Below are 18,598 nucleotides of genomic sequence, written 5' to 3'. Positions count from 1 at the left end.
GAAGGGGATGCGGATCCAGGTCAGCAGCAGATCCAGGGCCAGCAGGACGCAGATCCCGGCGTCGATCCCGATGGGGAAGACGTTGGCGAAGGCGCCGAAACCCTTCTTCTCGGCGAGGTCGCGGACCGCGGAGTAGGACCCCGCGAAGCCGATCGCGGCGATCACCACCGCCCCGGCGACGACCACGCCGATCAGTATTCGATGCGTTCGTGTCAGTTGCATCGCGGCCACCCGCGATCCCTCCCCGTCCTTGGCGATAAGCCTTGGCATGCAGCGCGCCCAGGGTCGCATACACGTCAATCGCCACGGACGGGAAGGGTGCGGCGGAGGTGGCTAGGCGCCGCCCTTGGAGTCCTCGGAACCCTTCGAGCCCTTGGACGCGCCGGCGGACTTGGAGCCGCCGGAACTCGGGGAGTCCTGGCCGCCACCAGCGCCGTCGCCGCCCTTCTCGACGGACTCGACGACCTCCTTGGCCGCGGCCTTGGCGTCGTCCATCAGCTTCTTGCCGTCCGGCGTCTTCTCGGTCTCGTAGCCCGCCCCGGCGTACTCGATGGTCACGACGACGTTGGCGGTCCGGGCGACGACCGTCTGGTTCCGGAAGTCGTCGCCGTCCTTCTTCTCCTCGCTGCGGACGGTGGTCGCCGCGTCACCGATGGCCGCCTGCTCGGTCTTGGGGTTCTTCACCCCCTTCGCGGAGGAGGCCTTGCCCGCCTGCTGGGTGGCGTAGTCCTGGGCGCGCTTGTCGCCCGTGCCGAGCCCGGCGTCGGAGTCGAAGAGCTTCAGGGAGAGGGACAGCGAGCGGTACTTGAAGCCGTCGAGGCCGCTCCACAGGCAGGTGGCGGAGGTGTTGGTGTCACCCGAGGGGAGGGCCTTGCCCTTCTTGCTCTTCGCCTTGGGCACCAGCTCGTCGATGGTCTTGCCCGACAGGGCCGAGCACACATCGGGGAGCTTGCTGAACTTTGCCGCCGCGACGGACGGCGACGCGCTGGGTGAGGAGGGTCTCGACGGACTCTCGGCGTCCTTTTTGTCGTCGGATCCGGAGGAGCAGCCGGCGACGAGCATGACCGGCACGGTCGCGCAGGCGAGTATTCGGGCGAGTCGCGGGGCTGAACGGTGCATGGTTCCTTCGCTCAATCTCTGTCGATGGGCGGTGGTACCGCCGGCGTCATTACCGGCACGGTACGCGGCCGATCGCGGGCGGCCCAATCCCCGAGGTCTCCCGCCCGGGGGCGACCCGGCTCGCTATTCGGTGAGACGCCCGGTCAGCTCCTGGGCCAAGTCTTCGGCGTTCCCCTGGAGTTCTTCGCTTTCGGGAATGTCCTTTTTGTTGGTCGACCACTCGTCGTACTCAATGGTGGCAATCACATTCGAGGACCGGAAAACGACCGTGATGTCGCGGTGGATTCCGGAGTCCTTGGTGATCAGCTGGTCATTGAGGAACGCGTCGTCGGCGAGGTCGTCGAGGCGACGCGGGGCGGTGGCGTCCGGGTTCTCCGGTGTGTCCCCGTCGCTTGCGGTGCCCTCATCGTCACCCGCGCCCGGGGTGCCCGTGCCGCCCTTCTCGCCGGTGTTGCCCTTCTCACTCCCGGCGCCGCGCTCGCTGCTCCCCGGGCTCGCGCTGCCCTGGCCGCTCGACGCGCTCGATCCGCCGGAGTCGCTCGATCCGCTCGATTCGCCCGACCCGCTCGCGCCCGAGCCGGGCGAGGAGGAGGCGGACGCGTCGTCGCCGCCCGGCTGGTCCTCGTCCTCGTCCTCGTCCGAGGCGCCGGGGGAGGACGAGGACGGGGCGTCCGGGATGTCCGCGGCCACCGCCTTCTTCTCGTACAGCTCCTGCGCCCGGTCGTCATCGCTCACGGACGGGTCGTACGAGACGACGCGCTCGAAGTCCAGCGTCAGATAGCGGGTGCCGCTCGGCGTCGCGACCTTCCAGCGGCAGCCGTCGCGTCGGTCTACGTCGTACGTCACGGTCGCCTGGCCCTCGTACGCCTTCTCGGCGTCGGTGCCGCCGGGCAGCAGCCTGTGCAGGGTCTTGGGGCTCACGGCGCCACACGCCTCGGGGAGGGTGTTGTAGCGGCCCGGCTCGGCCGAGACCTCCGCGCCGGAGTCGTCGGAGGTGCTGTCGCCCGCGCCCGGCTTCGAGTCGGAGCCGGTGCAGCCGCTGAGTCCCGCGGCGGCGAGCGCGGCGATGAGCAGGGCGGCGGCCGGGGTGGCGCGCCGTCCACGGGCCGTTCGCTGCGCTGGCTGCACTATCCGTGTCCCTTCGAGCGAAAACTGCTTGCCGCCGGTAGGCGATGGCTGGAGACAATGTGTACCGCACGGGCCGCCGCGTCTGCCGGTCGGCTGTCGTGAATGGGCTGTGGGCCCGGTTTTTGCGTTTCAGTCTTTAGCGGGGGAATGAGTAAAACATGTCGTATGTCGAGGTGTCCGGGGCGAAGGTCCCCATCCGGATGTGGGCGGACCCCGCGACGGTCGAGGGCGGGGCCATGCAGCAGCTGCGGAACGTGGCGACGCTGCCGTGGATCAGGGGCCTGGCCGTGATGCCGGACGTGCACTACGGAAAGGGCGCCACCGTCGGCTCGGTGATCGCGATGCAGGGGGCCGTGTGCCCGGCGGCGGTCGGCGTGGACATCGGCTGTGGGATGTCGGCGGTCAAGTCGTCGCTCACCGCGGATGATCTGCCGGGCGATCTGTCGCGCCTGCGGTCCAGGATCGAGCAGGCGATTCCGGTGGGCCGGGGGATGCACGACAACCCGGTCGACCCGGGGCGGCTGCACGGGTTCCGGGCAGCCGCGTGGGACGACTTCTGGGGGCGGTTCGGGGGAGTGGCCGAGGCGGTCAAGTTCCGCCAGGAGCGGGCCGTGAAGCAGATGGGGTCGCTCGGATCGGGCAACCACTTCATCGAGTTCTGTCTCGATGACGAGGGCTCGGTCTGGCTGATGCTGCACTCCGGTTCCCGCAACATCGGCAAGGAACTGGCCGAGTACCACATCGGCCAGGCCCGCGGACTGCCGCACAACCAGGATCTGATCGACCGCGATCTGGCCGTCTTCATCGCGGACACCCCGCAGATGGCCGCCTACCGGCATGATCTGTTCTGGGCGCAGGAGTACGCCAAGTACAACCGCGCGATCATGATGTCGCTCTTCCAGGACATCGTGCGCAAGGAGTTCGCGAAGGCCCGGCCGGTCTTCGAGCCGGTCATCTCCTGCCACCACAACTACGTGGCCGAGGAGCGGTACGAGGACATGGACCTGCTGGTGACCCGGAAGGGCGCCATCCGCGCGGGCCGCGGCGACTTCGGGATCATCCCCGGCTCGATGGGCACCGGTTCGTACATCGTCCGGGGCCTGGGGAACGAGGCGTCCTTCAACTCGGCCTCGCACGGCGCCGGCCGCAAGATGAGCCGGAACCAGGCGAAGAAGCGTTTCTCGACGCAGGACCTGGAGGAGCAGACGCGGGGTGTGGAGTGCCGGAAGGACTCCGGCGTCGTGGACGAGATCCCGGGGGCCTACAAGCCCATCGAGAAGGTCATCGACCAGCAGCGGGACCTCGTCGAGGTGGTGGCCCGGCTCAAGCAGGTCGTCTGCGTCAAGGGCTGACCCCGGTGTCGTGCCCCCGGCCGCTCAGCGCCCCGGCCGCTCAGCGCTCGCGGTGGACCTTGTGCTGGGCGGCCTGGGCGCGGGGGCGGACCACCATCAGGTCGATGTTGACGTGGGAGGGCCGGGTGACCGTCCACGCGACGGTGTCGGCGACGTCGTCGGCGGTCAGCGGCTCGGCCACGCCCTCGTAGACGGCGGCGGCCTGGCCCTCGTCCCCGCGGAACCGGTTCACCGCGAACTCGTCCGTCATGACCATGCCCGGCGCGATCTCGATCACCCGCACCGGCTCGCCGCACAGTTCCAGCCGCAGCGTGCCCGCGATCGCGTGCGCGCCGTGCTTGGCGGCCACGTAACCGCCGCCGCCCTCGTACTGGATGTGGCCCGCGGTGGAGGACAGCACCACGATCGTGCCGTCGCCGGAGGCGACGAGGGCGGGCAGCAGGGCCTGGGTCACGTGGAGCACGCCCATCACGTTGACCTCGTACATCGCCCGCCAGTCGGCCGGGTCGGAGGACGCGACGGTCTCGGCGCCGATGGCCCCGCCCGCGTTGTTGACCAGTACGTCGCAGCGGTCGAAGTGATCGGCGAAGGTGGCCACGGCGTCCCGGTCGGTGACGTCCAGGACGTATGGCACGGCCTCGTGCCCCGCCTCCGTCAGCTCCGCGGCCAGCGCCTCGATCCGCTCCTTGCGGCGCGCGGCCAGGACGACGCGGAAGCCGGCCGTGGCGAGCCTGCGGGCGGTGGCCGCCCCGATCCCACTGCTGGCACCGGTGATGACTGCGGTACGGGTGGTCATCGACCCTCCTGTGGCGACGTGGCCTGCGTGAGCGCGGTAGGTAAACCGCACAATGATCCATACGCAGGATATGACCTTCTGATCTGCGGCCGATCGGGGGACTGAAGATCGGAAACCGCTATCCGCTCATGGCCCCGGGGAAGGGTGCATGCGTCCGGCGCGCCGCCGGTCTCGGACTCTCGCATGCCCCAAGGAGTGAATACAGGTCATGACCCATCAGAACAGAATGCTGTACCGGTCCCGCCAGTCCTTCCGACGCTGGGGCGTCGCCTCTGCCGGTGCCCTCGCGGCGGCGGCTCTGGTGGCCGGCTCTCCGTCGGTCGCGTGGGCCGCGGGTACTGCGCCGGGCTCGCACTCGACGTCGGCCTCCGCATGCCCCCAGGACAAGGAGCGGCACGGCGACCGTAACCATGGGGATGACCACCGGCACGACAACAAGCAGCAGAAGCACGACAACGGGCACCACGGCGACGGCAGGCACGACGACGGCCGCCATGACAACGGGCACCACCAGAACGGTCGGCACGACGACGGCCGCCACGACAACGGGCACCACGAGAACGGTCGGCACGACGACGGCCGCCACGACAACGCCAAGCACGACAACGGTCAGTCGGGTAACGGCTGGTACGGCAGCGGCCAGAACGGCAATGGCCAGTCCGGCAATGGCCAAGCCGCCAACGGTCAGTCGGGNANTGGCTGGTACGGCAGCGGCCAGAACGGGTACGGCCAGGCCGAAAACGGCCAAGCGGCCAACGGTCAGACCGCCGCCAACGAGGGCCAGACCGCTCGGCCGAACGGTCGGCCGGAGCGGCCGAACCGGCCGACCCGCTGGCAGCGCGAGAGCAGCGCCCCGCAGGGCCACGGCTACCAGCAGCGCGGAATGGCCCAGTACGCCGAGTCGGCCCAGGCCGAGGTGGCGCAGCCCGAGGTGGCCCAGCAGGCCGCCGCCATGCCGCAGGATCGTTTCGGCGCCCCGTCCGCCCACGGCGACCACCAGGACGACCACGCCCGCAAGGACGACCACGCGCGCAAGGACCCGCACGCCCACCAGAACCACGAGTCCACCACCACCGCGCAGAGCGGACCGGTGACGCTTGAGCAGGCCGTGGAGATCGCCGAGTGCGAGGTCGGCGGCCGGGCCATCAGCGCCGAGCTGGTGGACGACTGCCCCGAGGACGACCCGCGTCACGACGACCACCGCAAGGGCGGTCACCACAAGGACCAGCAGCACCGGGACCCGCAGCGCCACGGCGACAAGCAGCGGGACGACCACAAGCGGGACAACCACAAGCAGCAGGACCCGCACCACAAGAACGGCGAGAAGCACCAGGTGTGGGCCGTGGACGTCGAGTGCGACGACACCATCACCCGCGTGCTGATCGACCCGGACACCGGCTGCGTCCTCAGCTCAACCCAGGAGGAGGACAACGGCGACCACGCTCACCACGGCCGCCCGCTCACCTTCTAGGCGCGTACATGATGACGGCGACTCCGACCAGACAGACCAACGCACCGATGACATCGAAGCGGTCGGGCCGGTAGCCGTCGGCGACCATGCCCCAGGCGAGTGATCCGGCGACGAAGACGCCGCCGTACGCCGCGAGGATGCGGCCGAAGTGCGCGTCCGGCTGGAGCGTGGCCACGAAACCGTAGGCACCGAGAGCGACGAGCCCGGCGCCGATCCAGGCCCATCCCCTGTGCTCGCGCACGCCCTGCCAGACCAGCCAGGCGCCTCCGATCTCCAGGAGGGCGGCCAGGACGAACAGGCTGACGGAGCGTGCGATGAGCATGGGGGAAGGCTAGAACGGCACAGGTCAGGGCCAGACCAGGCAGTACGGCTGGTGGCCCGCCTCGTGCAGCCGGTGGCTGAAGTCCTGCCACTCGTGGAGCAGTTGGTAGACCAGGAAGGCATCGCGCGGGCCGCCGCGGTCCGGGACCGTGGACCAGATGAAGGCCGCCGCGCCCACCGCCTCCTCGCCGACGCCGCGCAGCGGGTCGACGGCGGTCATCGGCAGCTTGACGACGGCGTAGTCCGGGTGCAGGACGACGAGTTCGAGCGGGGGCACCTTGTGCAGGGGCACGCCCTCGATGCCGGTGAGGACCATCGCGGCCACCGTCTCCGGCTTGATCTTGGTGAACATGCCGTGGCCCAGCTCGTCGCCGCCGAGCTCCTCGGGGCGCATGGAGATGGGGACCCGGGCGGCGGTGGCCCCGTCGGGCGCGCCGAAGTACTTGTAGGTCACCCCCATGCGGCCCCCGCTCCTGCTTGCCCTGCCCGCGTCTTCTCGCCGATGGCGTCCGGGGCGGGCACGCTCGGGGCCTCGATCGTCAGTCCCTTCACCCAGTTCGCCACCGCGATGCATATCTCCACCCGACCACTCGCAGCCACCGCCGCGCAACCCGATCATTGCGACCTGATCAAACTGATCAATATGACTGAGACCTCCCCCGCGTCGCCGTTGTGAAACTCCCGACGGCAGGACTCCGTCACCCTCTGACAACATGGCTAGCGTGAGCTATCCGTACGCAGCCCCAGTTTCGCAGACGCTTTTCGATCGCGCGGCCGTCGTGACGCCCGGCGGCGTGAACTCTCCGGTCCGGGCTTTCCGCGCCGTCGGAGGTACGCCCCGCTTTATGGTGTCCGGTGACGGTCCGTACCTCACCGATGCCGACGGACGCGAGTACGTCGACCTCGTGTGTTCGTGGGGACCGATGATCCTCGGCCATTCGCACCCCGAGGTGATCGGGGCCGTGCAGGCCGCCGTCGCCCGTGGTACCTCGTTCGGCACGCCGGGCGAGGGCGAGGTCGAACTCGCCGAGGAGATCGTGGCCCGCGTCGGCCCCGTCGAGCAGGTGCGCCTGGTGTCGTCCGGCACCGAGGCGACGATGTCGGCGATCCGGCTGGCCCGTGGGTTCACCGGCCGCCCCAAGGTGATCAAGTTCGCGGGTTGTTACCACGGCCATGTGGACGCCCTGCTGGCCGCGGCCGGGTCCGGGGTGGCGACCTTCGGGCTGCCGGACACCCCCGGCGTGACGGGCGCGCAGGCGGGGGAGACCGTCGTGCTGCCGTACAACGACCTGGAGGCGGTGCGGGCGGCGTTCGCCGCGCACCCGGGCGAGATCGCCTGTGTGATCACCGAGGCCTCGCCGGGCAACATGGGCGTGGTGCCTCCGCTGCCCGGGTTCAACGCGGGCCTGAAGGAGCTGTGCGCCGACAACGGCGCGCTCTTCATCTCCGACGAGGTCATGACCGGCTTCCGGGTCTCCAGGTCCGGCTGGTTCGGGCTCGACGGGGTCGTACCCGATCTGATGACCTTCGGCAAGGTCATGGGCGGCGGCTTCCCGGCCGCGGCCTTCGGCGGCCGCGCCGACGTCATGGCGCAGCTCGCCCCGGCCGGCCCGGTCTACCAGGCGGGCACCCTGTCCGGGAACCCGATCGCGACGGCGGCCGGTGTGGCGCAGCTGCGGCTGCTGGACGACGCGGCGTACGAGAAGGTCGACGCGGCCTCCGCGCAGCTGCGGGCGCTGGTGACCGAGGCGCTGTCCAAGGAGGGCGTCGTGCACCGCGTGCAGAACGCGGGCAGCATGTTCACGGTCTTCTTCACCGACGAGGACGTCACGGACTACGCCAAGGCGAAGGCGCAGCAGGCGTTCCGCTTCACCCCCTTCTTCCACTCGATGCTGTCCCAGGGCGTCTATCTGCCGCCGTCGGCCTTCGAGTCGTGGTTCCTCTCGACGGCCCACGACGAGCGGGCGCTGGAGCGGGTGGCGGAGGCTCTGCCGGGGGCGGCGCGGGCCGCCGCCGAGGCGACTGAATGATGGGTGACATGACACAGAGCGAGAACGACATCACCGTCGTCCATGTGATGCGCCACGGCGAGGTGGAGAACCCGGAGGGCGTCCTGTACGGGCGCCTGCCCGGCTACCACCTGTCAGAGCTGGGCCGCCGCATGGCCGACCGGGTCGCCGAGCACCTCGCTGAGCGCGACATCACCCATGTCGTGGCCTCCCCGCTGGAGCGGGCCCAGGAGACGGCCACCCCGATCGGCAAGGCGCACGGTCTGGACGTGGCCGTCGACGAGCGGCTGATCGAGGCGGCGAACGCCTTCGAGGGGAAGACCTTCGGGGTGGGCGACGGCGCGCTGCGCAGGCCGGCCAACTGGCGTCATCTCACCAACCCCTTCCGCCCTTCCTGGGGCGAGCCGTACATCGACCAGGTGGTGCGGATGATGGGGGCGCTGGGCGCGGCGCGCGACGCCGCCCGCGGGCACGAGGCGGTCTGCGTCAGTCATCAGCTGCCGATCTGGATCGTGCGCAGCTTCGCGGAGCGGCGGCGGTTGTGGCACGACCCGCGCAAGCGGCAGTGCACCCTGGCCAGCCTCACCACCTTCACCTACCGCGGCGACAAGATCGTGTCGATCGGCTACAGCGAACCGGCCCGTGATCTCGTCCCGGCGCACCTCCTCGCGGGCGCCAAGCCCGTGAAGGGGGCCTCCAAGGGGTTCGGCGCATAACCAGCGCGCTGTAGGCGTCTCATCGCATGCGGTAATCGTTCCCGGGGAAATGTGCCGGAACTGTAATTGACCGCGTCCGTTCGGAACCCCGCTATTCGTCTCGCCATCTCAAAGGTCGTCCGTGGCCCGGACAACCAGTACGGCGAGTGCGAATTGAGGACGCTATGCGTGAGGTCAGCCGGAGGGGGATCCTCGGTCTTGGTATGGGGGCGGTCGCGTCACTGACCGCTGTCGGCTGTTCGTCATCGGGGTCGGGCAAGGCGGCGCCGAAGAGGACGGCGCAGGCAAAGCCGATTGGTGACGGTTCAACTTCCCGTGGGGTGAACAGGCCGAAGGATCCCGAGCCGGAGCGTCTTGAGCGGGGGCAGAAGCCACCGCAGTTCGTGGTCTTCTCCTGGGACGGCGCGGGAGAGGTCGGCAACGGCCTCTTCCCGCGTTTCCGGAAGCTCGCCAAGGACCACGGCGCGACCATGACGTTCTTCCTGTCCGGGCTCTACTGCCTTCCCGAGTCGAAGAAGTCGCTGTACAAGCCGCCGAACAATCCGGTGGGCGCCTCCGACATCGGCTATCTCACCGACGACCACATCAAGGCGACGCTGGAGAACGTGCGTCTGGCCTGGTTGGAGGGCCATGAGATAGGCACCCACTTCAACGGCCACTTCTGCTCGGGCCGCGGCACCGTCGCCAACTGGACGTCCGCCCAGTGGGAGTCGGAGGTCGAGCAGGCCGTGTCGTTCGTCACGCAGTGGCGCACGAACACCGGATTCAAGGATGTCGATCCGCTGCCCTTCGATTACCGCGAGGAACTGATCGGCGGGCGCACTCCCTGTCTGCTCGGGCAGCAGAATCTGCTGCCGACCGCCCGGAAGCTCGGCTGGCGCTATGACGCCAGTTCGCCCGGCGGTCGCCAGGTGTGGCCGTCGAAGAAGATGGGGCTGTGGGACTATCCGCTCCAGCAGATTCCCTTCCCCGGCCATTCCTTCGAAGTGCTCTCGATGGATTACAACATCCTCGCCAACCAGTCGCAGAATTCCACGAAAGCACCGCCCGCCAACTACCCGGGCTGGCGCAAGCAGGCCACCGACGCGTACATCGCCGGTTTCCGGCGGGCGTACGAGACCAATCGCGCCCCCTTCTTCATCGGCAACCACTTCGAACAGTGGAACGGCGGCATCTATATGGACGCCGTCGAGGAAGCGCTCAAGCACATGGCCGACGAGAAGAACAAGGACGTGCGGCTGGTGTCCTTCAAACAGCTCACGGACTGGCTGGACGCGCAGGACCCGGAGGTGCTCGCGGATCTTCAGGGGTTCGGCGTCGGCCAGGCGTGGACCGCGAGCGGCGGCTGACCGTCCCGCTCCGCAGGGGGGCGAGGGGGGTGGCGAAGATCCGCAAATGGGCCATGCGAAACTTTTCACATGAGTGCCTGCCGCGCCCCTCGGCGCCTCGCGACCTGCCGTCGCGCAACCGTGCTGGCCACCGGGGCCGCGGTTGCCGCGCTGTCCCTCTCCGCCTGCGGTAGCGGCGGCACCTCGGGCGGATCCGCGGATACCAAGTTCGTGCAGGGCAAGGGCGGCGTCGACACCGTGCCCAAGGGGGACCGCCAGGACGCTCCCCAGCTGTCCGGGAAGACCCTCGAGGACAAGCCGCTCGACGTGGCCGACTACAAGGGCAAGATCGTCGTCCTGAACGTCTGGGGTTCCTGGTGCGCGCCCTGCCGGGCCGAGGCCCCGAACCTCGCCAAGGTCGCGAAGGACACCAAGTCCAAGGGCGTCCAGTTCATCGGGATCAACACGCGGGACAGCAACCGAGCCCCCGCGCTCAGGTTCGAGAAGGCGTTCAAGGTCGACTACCCGAGCCTGTACGACCCGATCGGCAAGCTGATGCTGCGCTTCCCGAAGGGCAGCCTCAACCCGCAGGCCATCCCGTCGACCATCGTGCTGGACCGGGACGGCAAGATCGCGGCCCGTGCGCTCACTCCGCTCAGCGAGGACAGCGTGCGCAAGATGCTCAACCCGCTCATCGCGGAGAAGTGACCTCTTGTGACTACGCTCGCCGCCACCGGTGCGAATGAGACCGTGCTGACCGGGGCGCTGCTGCTGGCCCTGCCGATCGCCGTCCTCGGCGGACTGGTCTCCTTCTTCTCCCCCTGTGTGCTGCCCCTGGTGCCGGGCTACATGTCGTACGTCACCGGGATCACCGGTACGGATCTGGCGGAGGCCAGGCGCGGCCGGATGGCCGCGGGCGCCTCGCTCTTCGTACTCGGCTTCACCGCCGTCTTCGTCTCCGGCGGCGCCCTGTTCGGCCACTTCGGCTGGACGCTCCAGGAGCACAAGGAGACCATCTCCAAGATCCTCGGGGCCGTCACGATCCTGATGGGCCTGGCCTTCATGGGGCTGCTGAAGGGCTTCGGGCAGCGCGAGTTCCGCTTCCACATCACACCCACGATGGGGCTGGCGGGCGCGCCGGTGCTGGGCGCCCTGTTCGGTGTCGGCTGGACGCCGTGCCTGGGACCCACCCTCACCGCCGTCCAGGCGCTGGCGTTCAATGAGGGGAGCGCGGGTCGCGGCGCTCTGCTGACCGTCGCGTACTGCGTCGGGCTCGGGCTGCCGTTCGTCGCCGTAGCGGTGGCCTACCGGCGTGCGCTGGGCGCCTTCACTTGGGTCAAACAGCACTACGTGTGGGTGATGCGGACCGGTGGCGGTCTGCTCATCGCCCTGGGGGTGCTGCTGCTCACGGGTGTCTGGGACGCGCTCATGAGCGACACGCAGAGCTGGGCTCAGAGCTTCAACGTTGGGATCTGAACCATGTCCACCACCGATACCGACTCCGCGGCCGAGAAGGCGGCTGGGCAGACGTCCGCGAAGACGGCCGAGCAGGTGGCCGACAGCGGCGCGGGCGGCGCGGAGGAGCGCGAGCTGGGCGCCGCGGGGTCGCAGCTGTCCACCGCCCCCGCCGAGGAGATCAACGTCCCCTCGCTGGGGCCGCTCGGCTGGGCCCGGTGGTTCTGGCGGCAGCTGACCTCGATGCGGGTCGCGCTGCTGCTGCTCTTCCTGCTCTCCCTGGGCTCGATCCCGGGCTCGCTGATCCCGCAGACGAGCATCGACCAGCTCAAGGTCCAGGACTTCAAGGACAAGCACCCGACCGTCACCCCGATCTACGAGAAGCTCCAGCTGTTCCACGTCTACAGCTCGGTGTGGTTCTCGGCGATCTACATCCTGCTGTTCATCTCGCTCATCGGCTGCATCGTGCCGCGCACCTGGCAGTTCGTGGGCCAGCTGCGCGGCCGCCCGCCGGCCGCCCCGCGCCGGCTCACCCGGCTGCCCGCCTACACCACCTGGCGCAGCGACGCCGAGCCCGAGAAGGTGCTGGAGGCGGCGCAGCGGATCATGAAGCGGAGGCGCTTCCGCAGCCAGCTCACGGGAAACGCGGTCGCCGCCGAGAAGGGCTACCTGCGCGAGGTCGGCAATCTGCTGTTCCACACCGCGCTGATCGTGCTGCTGGTCTCCTTCGCCGCGGGCCAGCTGTGGAAGACCGAGGGCAGCAGCCTGATCACCGAGGGCGGCGGATTCTCCAACAGCCTGACCCAGTACGACGACATCAAGACGGGGCAGCTGTTCCGGAGCGACGACCTGGCGCCCTTCAGCTTCCAGCTGGACAAGTTCCACGCGACCTACGAGCGCAGCGGCCCCCAGATGCGCACGCCGCGCACCTTCCGCGCCGATGTCACCTACTGGGACGGGGTGGACGGGGCCGCCCGCAAGAAGTCGATCAAGGTCAACGAGCCGCTGGAGATCCAGAACTACAAGGTCTTCCTGCTGAACCACGGCTACTCGCCGGTCGTCACGATCCGGGACGGCCAGGGCGATGTGGTGCACCAGGGGCCGGTGGTCGGGCTGCCGATCGACGGGGCCAACCTCACCGAGAGCATGGTGATCAAGCTCGGTGACTACCGCGACAAGAACGGCAAGCGGGACCAGGTCGCGTACCAGGGGCAGTTCCTGCCGACCTGGGTGCGCAGCAAGGGGATGTTCTCCCAGTTCCCGGCGCTGGACAATCCGGCGCTGGTGCTGACGGCCTACCACGGCAGCCTCGGCATCGACGGCGGTACCCCGCAGAGCGTGTACCAGCTCGACAAGTCGCGGATGAAGCAGTACCTGGAGCCCGACGGGAAGACCAAGTTCGCCCGGGCGCTCGCGCCGGGCGACACCATGAAGCTGCCGAACGGCGAGGGAACGCTGACCTTCGACGGCGTCAAGAGCTGGGCCAGCTTCCAGATCTCGCACAAGCCGGGCGACGAGACCGCCCTGCTGGGCGCCGTGGGGGCCCTGGTGGGCCTGGTCGGCTCGCTGTTCATCCAGCGCCGCCGGGTCTGGGTCCGGGCGGTGAAGGGCGACGACGGCGCGACCGTCGTCGAGATGGCCGGTCTCGGCCGCAGCGAATACGCCAAGCTCCCCGAGGAGCTCGCCGAACTGGCCGTCCGGCTACAGACGGACGCGCCTCCCGCGGATGCCGAGAAGCCCGGCGATACCGCAGAGCCTGTAGACCCCGCAGATCCCGCAGAAGGAGCGCGCGCGTGAACCTCGCGGCCGCAGTCAACGAGAATCTCGCTCACTACAGCAATGTGCTGATCTACACGGCGATGGCGGTCTACACCCTCGCCTTCCTCGCCCATATCGCCGAGTGGGTCTTCGGCAGCCGCAGCGCCGTCGGCCGCACCGCCGCCGCGATCACCACCGAGACCGCGTCCGCGAAGCGCCCCTCGGTCACGGTGCGGACGGCCGAGAAGGGCGGCGGCACCGCCGTGCTGGAGCGCCCGAAGGTCATCACCCGGTCCGCCCCGGGCAGCCGCGACGTCCCCGACGGGCCGGGCGCCTCGGGCGGCACCGAGCAGGGCGATGTCTACGGCCGGATCGCGGTGGGCCTCACCGTGCTGGCGTTCCTCACTCATGCCGGTGGTGTCCTCACCCGCGCGCTGTCCGTACAGCGCGCGCCCTGGGGCAACATGTACGAGTTCTCCACGACGTTCGGCATGGTCGCGGTCGCCACGTACCTCGTGCTGCTCGCGCTGAAGAAGAACGTCCGCTGGATCGGTCTGCCTCTGGTCACCACGGTCCTCCTCGACCTCGGACTCGCTGTCTCCGTCTTGTACACCGACAGCGACCAATTGGTTCCGGCCCTGCACTCGTACTGGCTGTGGATCCACGTCAGCTGCGCGATCATCTCCGGCGCCTCGCTGTACATGGGGGCCGTCTCCACGCTGCTCTACCTCTTCCGCGACCGCTACGAGGCGCAGCTGGAGAACCCGGAGGGCAAGCAGTACCGCCAGGCCGTCAAGTCCGTGCTGGCGCGGGTGCCCTCGGCGGCGTCGCTGGACAAGTTCGCGTACCGCATCAACGCCACGGTCTTCCCGCTGTGGACCTTCACGATCATCGCGGGCGCGATCTGGGCCGAGGCGGCCTGGGGCCGCTACTGGGGCTGGGACCCCAAGGAGGTCTGGTCGTTCATCACCTGGGTCGCCTACGCCTGCTACCTGCACGCCCGGGCCACCGCGGGCTGGAAGGGCCGCAAGGCCGCGTACCTCGCGCTGATCGCCTTCGCCTGCTACCTGTTCAACTACTACGGCGTCAACATCTTCATCACCGGCAAGCACTCCTACGCGGGAGTCTGACCCGGTCCACCACGCCGCTCACGCCGCCCGCGCCCCGTCAGGACGCGGGCGGCGTGTTGTCTTCCGGGCCGTCGCCGCCCTTGCGGCGCAGCTCTTCCTCGCGGCGGCGCAGATCCGCCTCCCAGTCCTTCAGCAGCTCCTCGTCGCGCTCCTTCGGCGGCTGCTCGCCGTCGTCCTCCGGCCCCTCCGGCCGGTCGCGCCGCTCGCCCAGGGACTTCAGGAACTCCGGGTTGTCGTCGGGGGCGACCCATGCGCGCCGGGCCTCGGCCGCCGTGGCCCGCTTGCGGCCCACCAGCAGCCAGGAGATGGATCCCACCACCGGGAACAGCAGGACGAGGATCGCCCACAGCGGCTTGGGGATATAGCGGACGTCCTGCTCTTCGGTGGTGATGCAGTCGATGAACGCGTAGATGCTGAGTGCCAGCGGCACCAGGATCATCAGCACCCGGAGCATGAGGCGATCCCCCTGCGTGTGGTGTTCGGGGCCGGCCGAGCGGGCCCCAGTTACGGGACCAGGGTAGTGCGTACCGGATACTGGGACGCATGGCTTATGACGATCTTCGTTCCTTTCTGCGGGCGCTCGACAGGGAAGGCGACCTCAAGCGCGTCAAGGCCGAAGTCGATCCGTATCTGGAGATCGGCGAGATCACCGACCGCGTCAACAAGGCGGGCGGTCCCGCGCTGCTCTTCGAGAACGTCAAGGGCGCGTCGATGCCGCTGGCCATGAACGTGTTCGGCACGGACCGCCGGCTCCTCAAGGCCCTGGGCCTGCGCTCGTACGACGAGATCAGCGAAAAGATCGGCGGCCTGGTCAAGCCCGAGCTGCCGCAGGGCTTCGTCGGGCTGCGCGAGGCGTTCGGCAAGCTCGGCTCCATGGCGCACCTGCCGCCGAAGAAGGTGAAGGAGGCACCCGTCCAGGAGGTGGTGCTGACCGGCGACGACGTCGATCTCGACGCGCTCCCGGCGCTGTTCACCTGGCCCGAGGACGGCGGCTCGTTCTTCAATCTCGGCCTCACCCACACCAAGCACCCGGAGACCGGGGTGCGCAACCTCGGCCTCTACCGCCTCCAGCGCCATGACCGCCGCACCATCGGCATGCACTGGCAGATCCACAAGGACAGCCGCAACCACTACCAAGTCGCGGCCCGGCGCGGGGAGAAGCTGCCGGTCGCGATCGCCTTCGGCGCGCCGCCCGCCGTGACGTACGCGTCGACCGCACCGCTCCCCGGTGACATCGACGAGTACCTGTTCGCGGGGTTCGTGCAGGGCCGGCGGATCGAGATGGTCGACTGCAAGACGGTGCCGCTCCAGGTCCCGGCCGCCGCCGAGGTCGTCATCGAGGGCTGGCTGGAGCCCGGGGAGATGCTGCCGGAGGGCCCGTTCGGCGACCACACCGGCTTCTACACGCCCCAGGAGCCGTTCCCGGCGCTGACCATCGACTGTGTGACGATGCGGTCCCGCCCGCTGCTCCAGTCGATCGTGGTGGGCCGCCCGCCGACCGAGGACGGGCCGCTGGGGCGGGCCACCGAGCGGTTCTTCCTCCCGCTGCTGAAGATCATCATCCCGGATATCGTGGACTACCACCTCCCCGAGTCGGGCGGCTTCCACAACTGTGCGATCGTCTCGATCGACAAGAAGTACCCCAAGCACGCGCAGAAGGTCATGCACGCCATCTGGGGCGCCCACATGATGTCGCTGACCAAGCTGATCGTCGTGGTCGACGCCGACTGTGACGTACACGATCTGCACGAGGTGTCCTGGCGCGCGCTGGGGAACACCGACTACGCCCGCGATCTGACCGTGGTCGAGGGCCCCGTCGACCATCTGGACCACGCCTCGTACCAGCAGTTCTGGGGCGGCAAGGCGGGCATCGACGCCACCGCCAAGTGGCCCGAGGAGGGCTACACCCGCGACGGCGGCTGGCCGCACATGGTCGAGTCCGATCCGGAGGTAGCCGATCGGGTGACCCGGCGCTGGAAGGAGTACGGGCTGTGAGGTCCGAGGTCATGATGGAAGAAGGCAGCGCGGTGGCGGGCTCTCCCCGCCACCGCGAGGGTGAACCGGGGTACGGGCTGTGACCTCCGCCGCTGCCGCCGTGCCCCAGCCCGGCCGGACCAGGTCGTTCCTGCGCCTGGTGATGATCGAGCACTCGGTCTTCGCGCTGCCCTTCGCGTACACCGCCGCGCTGACCGCGATGCTGCTGTGGGACGAGCGCGTCCACTGGATCGAGCTGCTGCTGATCACGGTCGCCATGGTGGGTCTGCGCACCTTCGCGATGGCCGCCAACCGGATCATCGACCGCGAGATCGACGCGCGGAACCCCCGGACCGCCTCCCGCGAGCTGGTCACCGGCGCGGTCTCGGTGCGCACCGCCTGGACCGGTGCGCTGGTCGCGCTGGTCGTCTTCCTCGGTGCCGCCGCGCTGCTCAATCCGCTCTGCCTGGCGCTGGCGCCGGTCGCGGTCGTGCCGATGGTGGTCTATCCGTACGGCAAGCGGTTCACCGACTTCCCGCACGCCATCCTGGGCCTCGCCCAGGCCATCGGCCCGATCGGGGCCTGGATCGGGGTCACCGGGCAGTGGTCGTGGGACGCGGTGATCCTCGGCCTCGCGATCGGCATCTGGATCGGCGGTTTCGACCTGATCTACGCCTGCCAGGACGTGGCCGCCGACCGGGCGCACGGGGTGCGGTCGGTACCGGCGCGCTTCGGCATCGCGGGGGCGCTCCACGGGGCGCGCGCCTGCCATGTGATCACCACACTGCTGCTGGTCTGGTACGCGCTGGCGACCGGCGCCGGGGTCTTCTTCTGGCTGGGGCTGGTGATCGTGGCGGCGGCGTTCGCGTACGAGCACACGATCGTGCGCCCGGACGATCTCTCCCGCCTGAACCGCGCCTTCTTCACGGTGAACGGCTTCATCGGAATCGCCCTGTTCTGCTGCGCTCTGCTCGACCTGGTGGTGCGGGGCCTCGGCCCGTGAGACCCGCCGGATAGGCTCGGTGTGTGGAGCCGCCGCACGGGCCGAACAGGCCGCACGAAGAAGTGAGCAGACGCCGGCCCTGGGTGGTCGGTGTGTCCGGCGCGTCCGGGACGCCGTACGCCGCCTCGGTGCTGCGCGCGCTGCTGCACGCGGGCGAGGCGGTCGATCTCGTGATCAGCCGTGCCTCGCGGCTGACGCTGCTGGACGAGACGGGGATCGGATTCCGGGACGCGCACTGGCGGGAGGATCTGCGCCGCTGGCTGGCGCGCGGCGCGGACGGCACGCCCGACGCCTTCGACGTGCCGGTGGACTCGGCGGACGTGCGCCACTGGGCGGCCGGCGACCTGGCCGCCGGGCCGTCCTCGGGCAGCTACGAGGTCAAGGGGATGCTGATCGTCCCCGCGAGCACCGCGTGTGTGGCCGGGGTCGCGCTGGGGCTGTCGAAGGACCTGCTCCAGCGGGCCGCGAGCGTGACGCTCAAGGAGCGGCGCCCGCTCGTGGTGGCGGTGCGGGAGACCCCGCTGAACGGGCAGACCCTGCGGCATCTGGTGACGCTGGACGAGGCGGGCGCCGTGGTGCTGCCCGCCTCGCCGGCGTTCTACGCGGGGGCGATGCACATCCAGGATCTGGTGGACTTCGTCGCGGGGCGGACGCTGGACGCGGCGGGGGTGCCGCACAAGCTGTACCGCCGGTGGGAGGGGGAGCTCGGTGGAGACCGGGGACCGGAAACCGGCTAGGGGATGGCCGGGTGCTAGCGCGTCCAGCGCTTCCTGGCGCGGGCGGCGCGGGCCGCGACGACGGCCGCGCGGCGGGCCGTGCGGGACACGGGGCGGTCGGGGGTGCGGACCACGGCACGCGAGCGGCCGGCCAGTTCCCGCAGCTCCAGCATGCGGGCTTCAAGACCTTCGATCGTGTACACGGTGAGTTCTCATCTCCTGAGGTAACAGGCCGAACGCCTAGAGGATTTACAGGGTTTGTGGTCCTGATGCCTTAGATTCTACATGTAATGACGCTCTAACCCTGAATAATGGAAGGCGC

19 protein-coding genes are annotated in these 18,598 nt (G+C 69.5%); 11 read left to right on the top strand and 8 right to left on the bottom strand.

All coding sequences use genetic code 11. The annotated features are described in order from the left end of the window. From LCH29_RS31360 to LCH29_RS31350, 3 genes are all read right to left on the bottom strand, one after another. On the bottom strand, positions 1–231 hold a 231-nt coding region (locus LCH29_RS31360; RefSeq protein ID WP_446465069.1), incomplete at its 3' end, for a DUF2637 domain-containing protein. Positions 232–333: 102 nt separating this feature from the next. Then, the gene (locus LCH29_RS31355; RefSeq protein WP_446465068.1) at positions 334–1,119 is read right to left on the bottom strand and encodes a hypothetical protein; all 786 of its coding nucleotides are present in this window, start codon (positions 1,117–1,119) and stop codon (positions 334–336) included. Positions 1,120–1,242: 123 nt separating this feature from the next. Next, complete coding sequence (locus tag LCH29_RS31350; protein WP_446465067.1) at positions 1,243–2,247, bottom strand: DUF3558 domain-containing protein; 1,005 nt, start codon at positions 2,245–2,247, stop codon at positions 1,243–1,245. A 158-nt stretch (positions 2,248–2,405) separates the two neighbouring features. Between LCH29_RS31350 and LCH29_RS31345 the strand changes: the two genes are divergently transcribed. After that, positions 2,406–3,599: an RtcB family protein gene (locus tag LCH29_RS31345; protein WP_446465066.1), complete on the top strand. Its 1,194-nt coding sequence runs from the start codon at positions 2,406–2,408 to the stop codon at positions 3,597–3,599. Between the two features lie 40 nt (positions 3,600–3,639). Here the strand turns inward: LCH29_RS31345 and LCH29_RS31340 are convergent, their stop codons facing one another. The 3 genes from LCH29_RS31340 to LCH29_RS31330 all read right to left on the bottom strand — a co-directional run bounded on the left by LCH29_RS31340 (position 3,640) and on the right by LCH29_RS31330 (position 6,761). After that, positions 3,640–4,395 carry an SDR family NAD(P)-dependent oxidoreductase gene (locus LCH29_RS31340; protein ID WP_446465065.1) on the bottom strand — a complete coding sequence of 252 codons (756 nt, stop codon included), beginning with the start codon at positions 4,393–4,395 and terminating at the stop codon, positions 3,640–3,642. A gap of 1,460 nt (positions 4,396–5,855) precedes the next feature. Continuing rightward, entirely contained in the window at positions 5,856–6,188 is a 333-nt protein-coding gene (locus tag LCH29_RS31335) for a YnfA family protein (RefSeq protein WP_446465064.1), read from the bottom strand. Between the two features lie 24 nt (positions 6,189–6,212). Next, positions 6,213–6,761: a hypothetical protein gene (locus LCH29_RS31330; protein WP_078510346.1), complete on the bottom strand. Its 549-nt coding sequence runs from the start codon at positions 6,759–6,761 to the stop codon at positions 6,213–6,215. 139 nt (positions 6,762–6,900) lie between these two features. On the opposite strand from LCH29_RS31330, the gene hemL reads away from it, so the two are divergent. The 7 genes from hemL to ccsB all read left to right on the top strand — a co-directional run bounded on the left by hemL (position 6,901) and on the right by ccsB (position 14,583). Beyond that, positions 6,901–8,217: a glutamate-1-semialdehyde 2,1-aminomutase gene (gene hemL / locus LCH29_RS31325; protein WP_446465063.1), complete on the top strand. Its 1,317-nt coding sequence runs from the start codon at positions 6,901–6,903 to the stop codon at positions 8,215–8,217. A gap of 8 nt (positions 8,218–8,225) precedes the next feature. Then, positions 8,226–8,912 carry a histidine phosphatase family protein gene (locus LCH29_RS31320; protein WP_446465062.1) on the top strand — a complete coding sequence of 229 codons (687 nt, stop codon included), beginning with the start codon at positions 8,226–8,228 and terminating at the stop codon, positions 8,910–8,912. Between the two features lie 164 nt (positions 8,913–9,076). Beyond that, positions 9,077–10,261 carry a hypothetical protein gene (locus LCH29_RS31315; RefSeq protein ID WP_446465061.1) on the top strand — a complete coding sequence of 395 codons (1,185 nt, stop codon included), beginning with the start codon at positions 9,077–9,079 and terminating at the stop codon, positions 10,259–10,261. Between the two features lie 69 nt (positions 10,262–10,330). Next, the gene (locus LCH29_RS31310) at positions 10,331–10,948 is read left to right on the top strand and encodes a TlpA family protein disulfide reductase (protein WP_446465060.1); all 618 of its coding nucleotides are present in this window, start codon (positions 10,331–10,333) and stop codon (positions 10,946–10,948) included. 6 nt (positions 10,949–10,954) lie between these two features. After that, complete coding sequence (locus LCH29_RS31305; protein ID WP_446465059.1) at positions 10,955–11,716, top strand: cytochrome c biogenesis CcdA family protein; 762 nt, start codon at positions 10,955–10,957, stop codon at positions 11,714–11,716. Positions 11,717–11,719: 3 nt separating this feature from the next. After that, positions 11,720–13,492 (top strand): cytochrome c biogenesis protein ResB, encoded by a 1,773-nt coding sequence (gene resB, locus LCH29_RS31300; protein WP_446465058.1) that lies wholly within the window; start codon positions 11,720–11,722, stop codon positions 13,490–13,492. Continuing rightward, a complete protein-coding gene (ccsB, locus tag LCH29_RS31295; RefSeq protein WP_446465057.1) occupies positions 13,489–14,583 on the top strand; it encodes a c-type cytochrome biogenesis protein CcsB in 1,095 nt (364 codons plus the stop codon). The genes resB and ccsB overlap by 4 nt, the downstream gene beginning before the upstream one ends. Positions 14,584–14,620: 37 nt before the next feature. Here ccsB and LCH29_RS31290 read toward each other — a convergent pair whose 3' ends face one another. Then, on the bottom strand, positions 14,621–15,037 hold the full coding sequence (locus LCH29_RS31290; RefSeq protein WP_446465056.1) for a PLD nuclease N-terminal domain-containing protein: 417 nt from the start codon (positions 15,035–15,037) through the stop codon (positions 14,621–14,623). A gap of 89 nt (positions 15,038–15,126) precedes the next feature. On the opposite strand from LCH29_RS31290, the gene LCH29_RS31285 reads away from it, so the two are divergent. From LCH29_RS31285 to LCH29_RS31275, 3 genes are all read left to right on the top strand, one after another. Further along, positions 15,127–16,578 (top strand): menaquinone biosynthesis decarboxylase, encoded by a 1,452-nt coding sequence (locus LCH29_RS31285; protein WP_446465055.1) that lies wholly within the window; start codon positions 15,127–15,129, stop codon positions 16,576–16,578. A 79-nt stretch (positions 16,579–16,657) separates the two neighbouring features. After that, positions 16,658–17,560: a menaquinone biosynthesis prenyltransferase MqnP gene (gene mqnP, locus LCH29_RS31280; RefSeq protein WP_446465054.1), complete on the top strand. Its 903-nt coding sequence runs from the start codon at positions 16,658–16,660 to the stop codon at positions 17,558–17,560. A gap of 62 nt (positions 17,561–17,622) precedes the next feature. Then, positions 17,623–18,297 carry a UbiX family flavin prenyltransferase gene (locus LCH29_RS31275; protein ID WP_446465053.1) on the top strand — a complete coding sequence of 225 codons (675 nt, stop codon included), beginning with the start codon at positions 17,623–17,625 and terminating at the stop codon, positions 18,295–18,297. Between the two features lie 14 nt (positions 18,298–18,311). Here the strand turns inward: LCH29_RS31275 and LCH29_RS31270 are convergent, their stop codons facing one another. After that, the gene (locus LCH29_RS31270; RefSeq protein WP_184503272.1) at positions 18,312–18,479 is read right to left on the bottom strand and encodes a hypothetical protein; all 168 of its coding nucleotides are present in this window, start codon (positions 18,477–18,479) and stop codon (positions 18,312–18,314) included. Positions 18,480–18,598: the final 119 nt, after the last annotated feature.

This window comes from Streptomyces sp. BRA346, from assembly GCF_052851135.1.
This window is presented reverse-complemented; position numbering and strand designations above follow the sequence as displayed.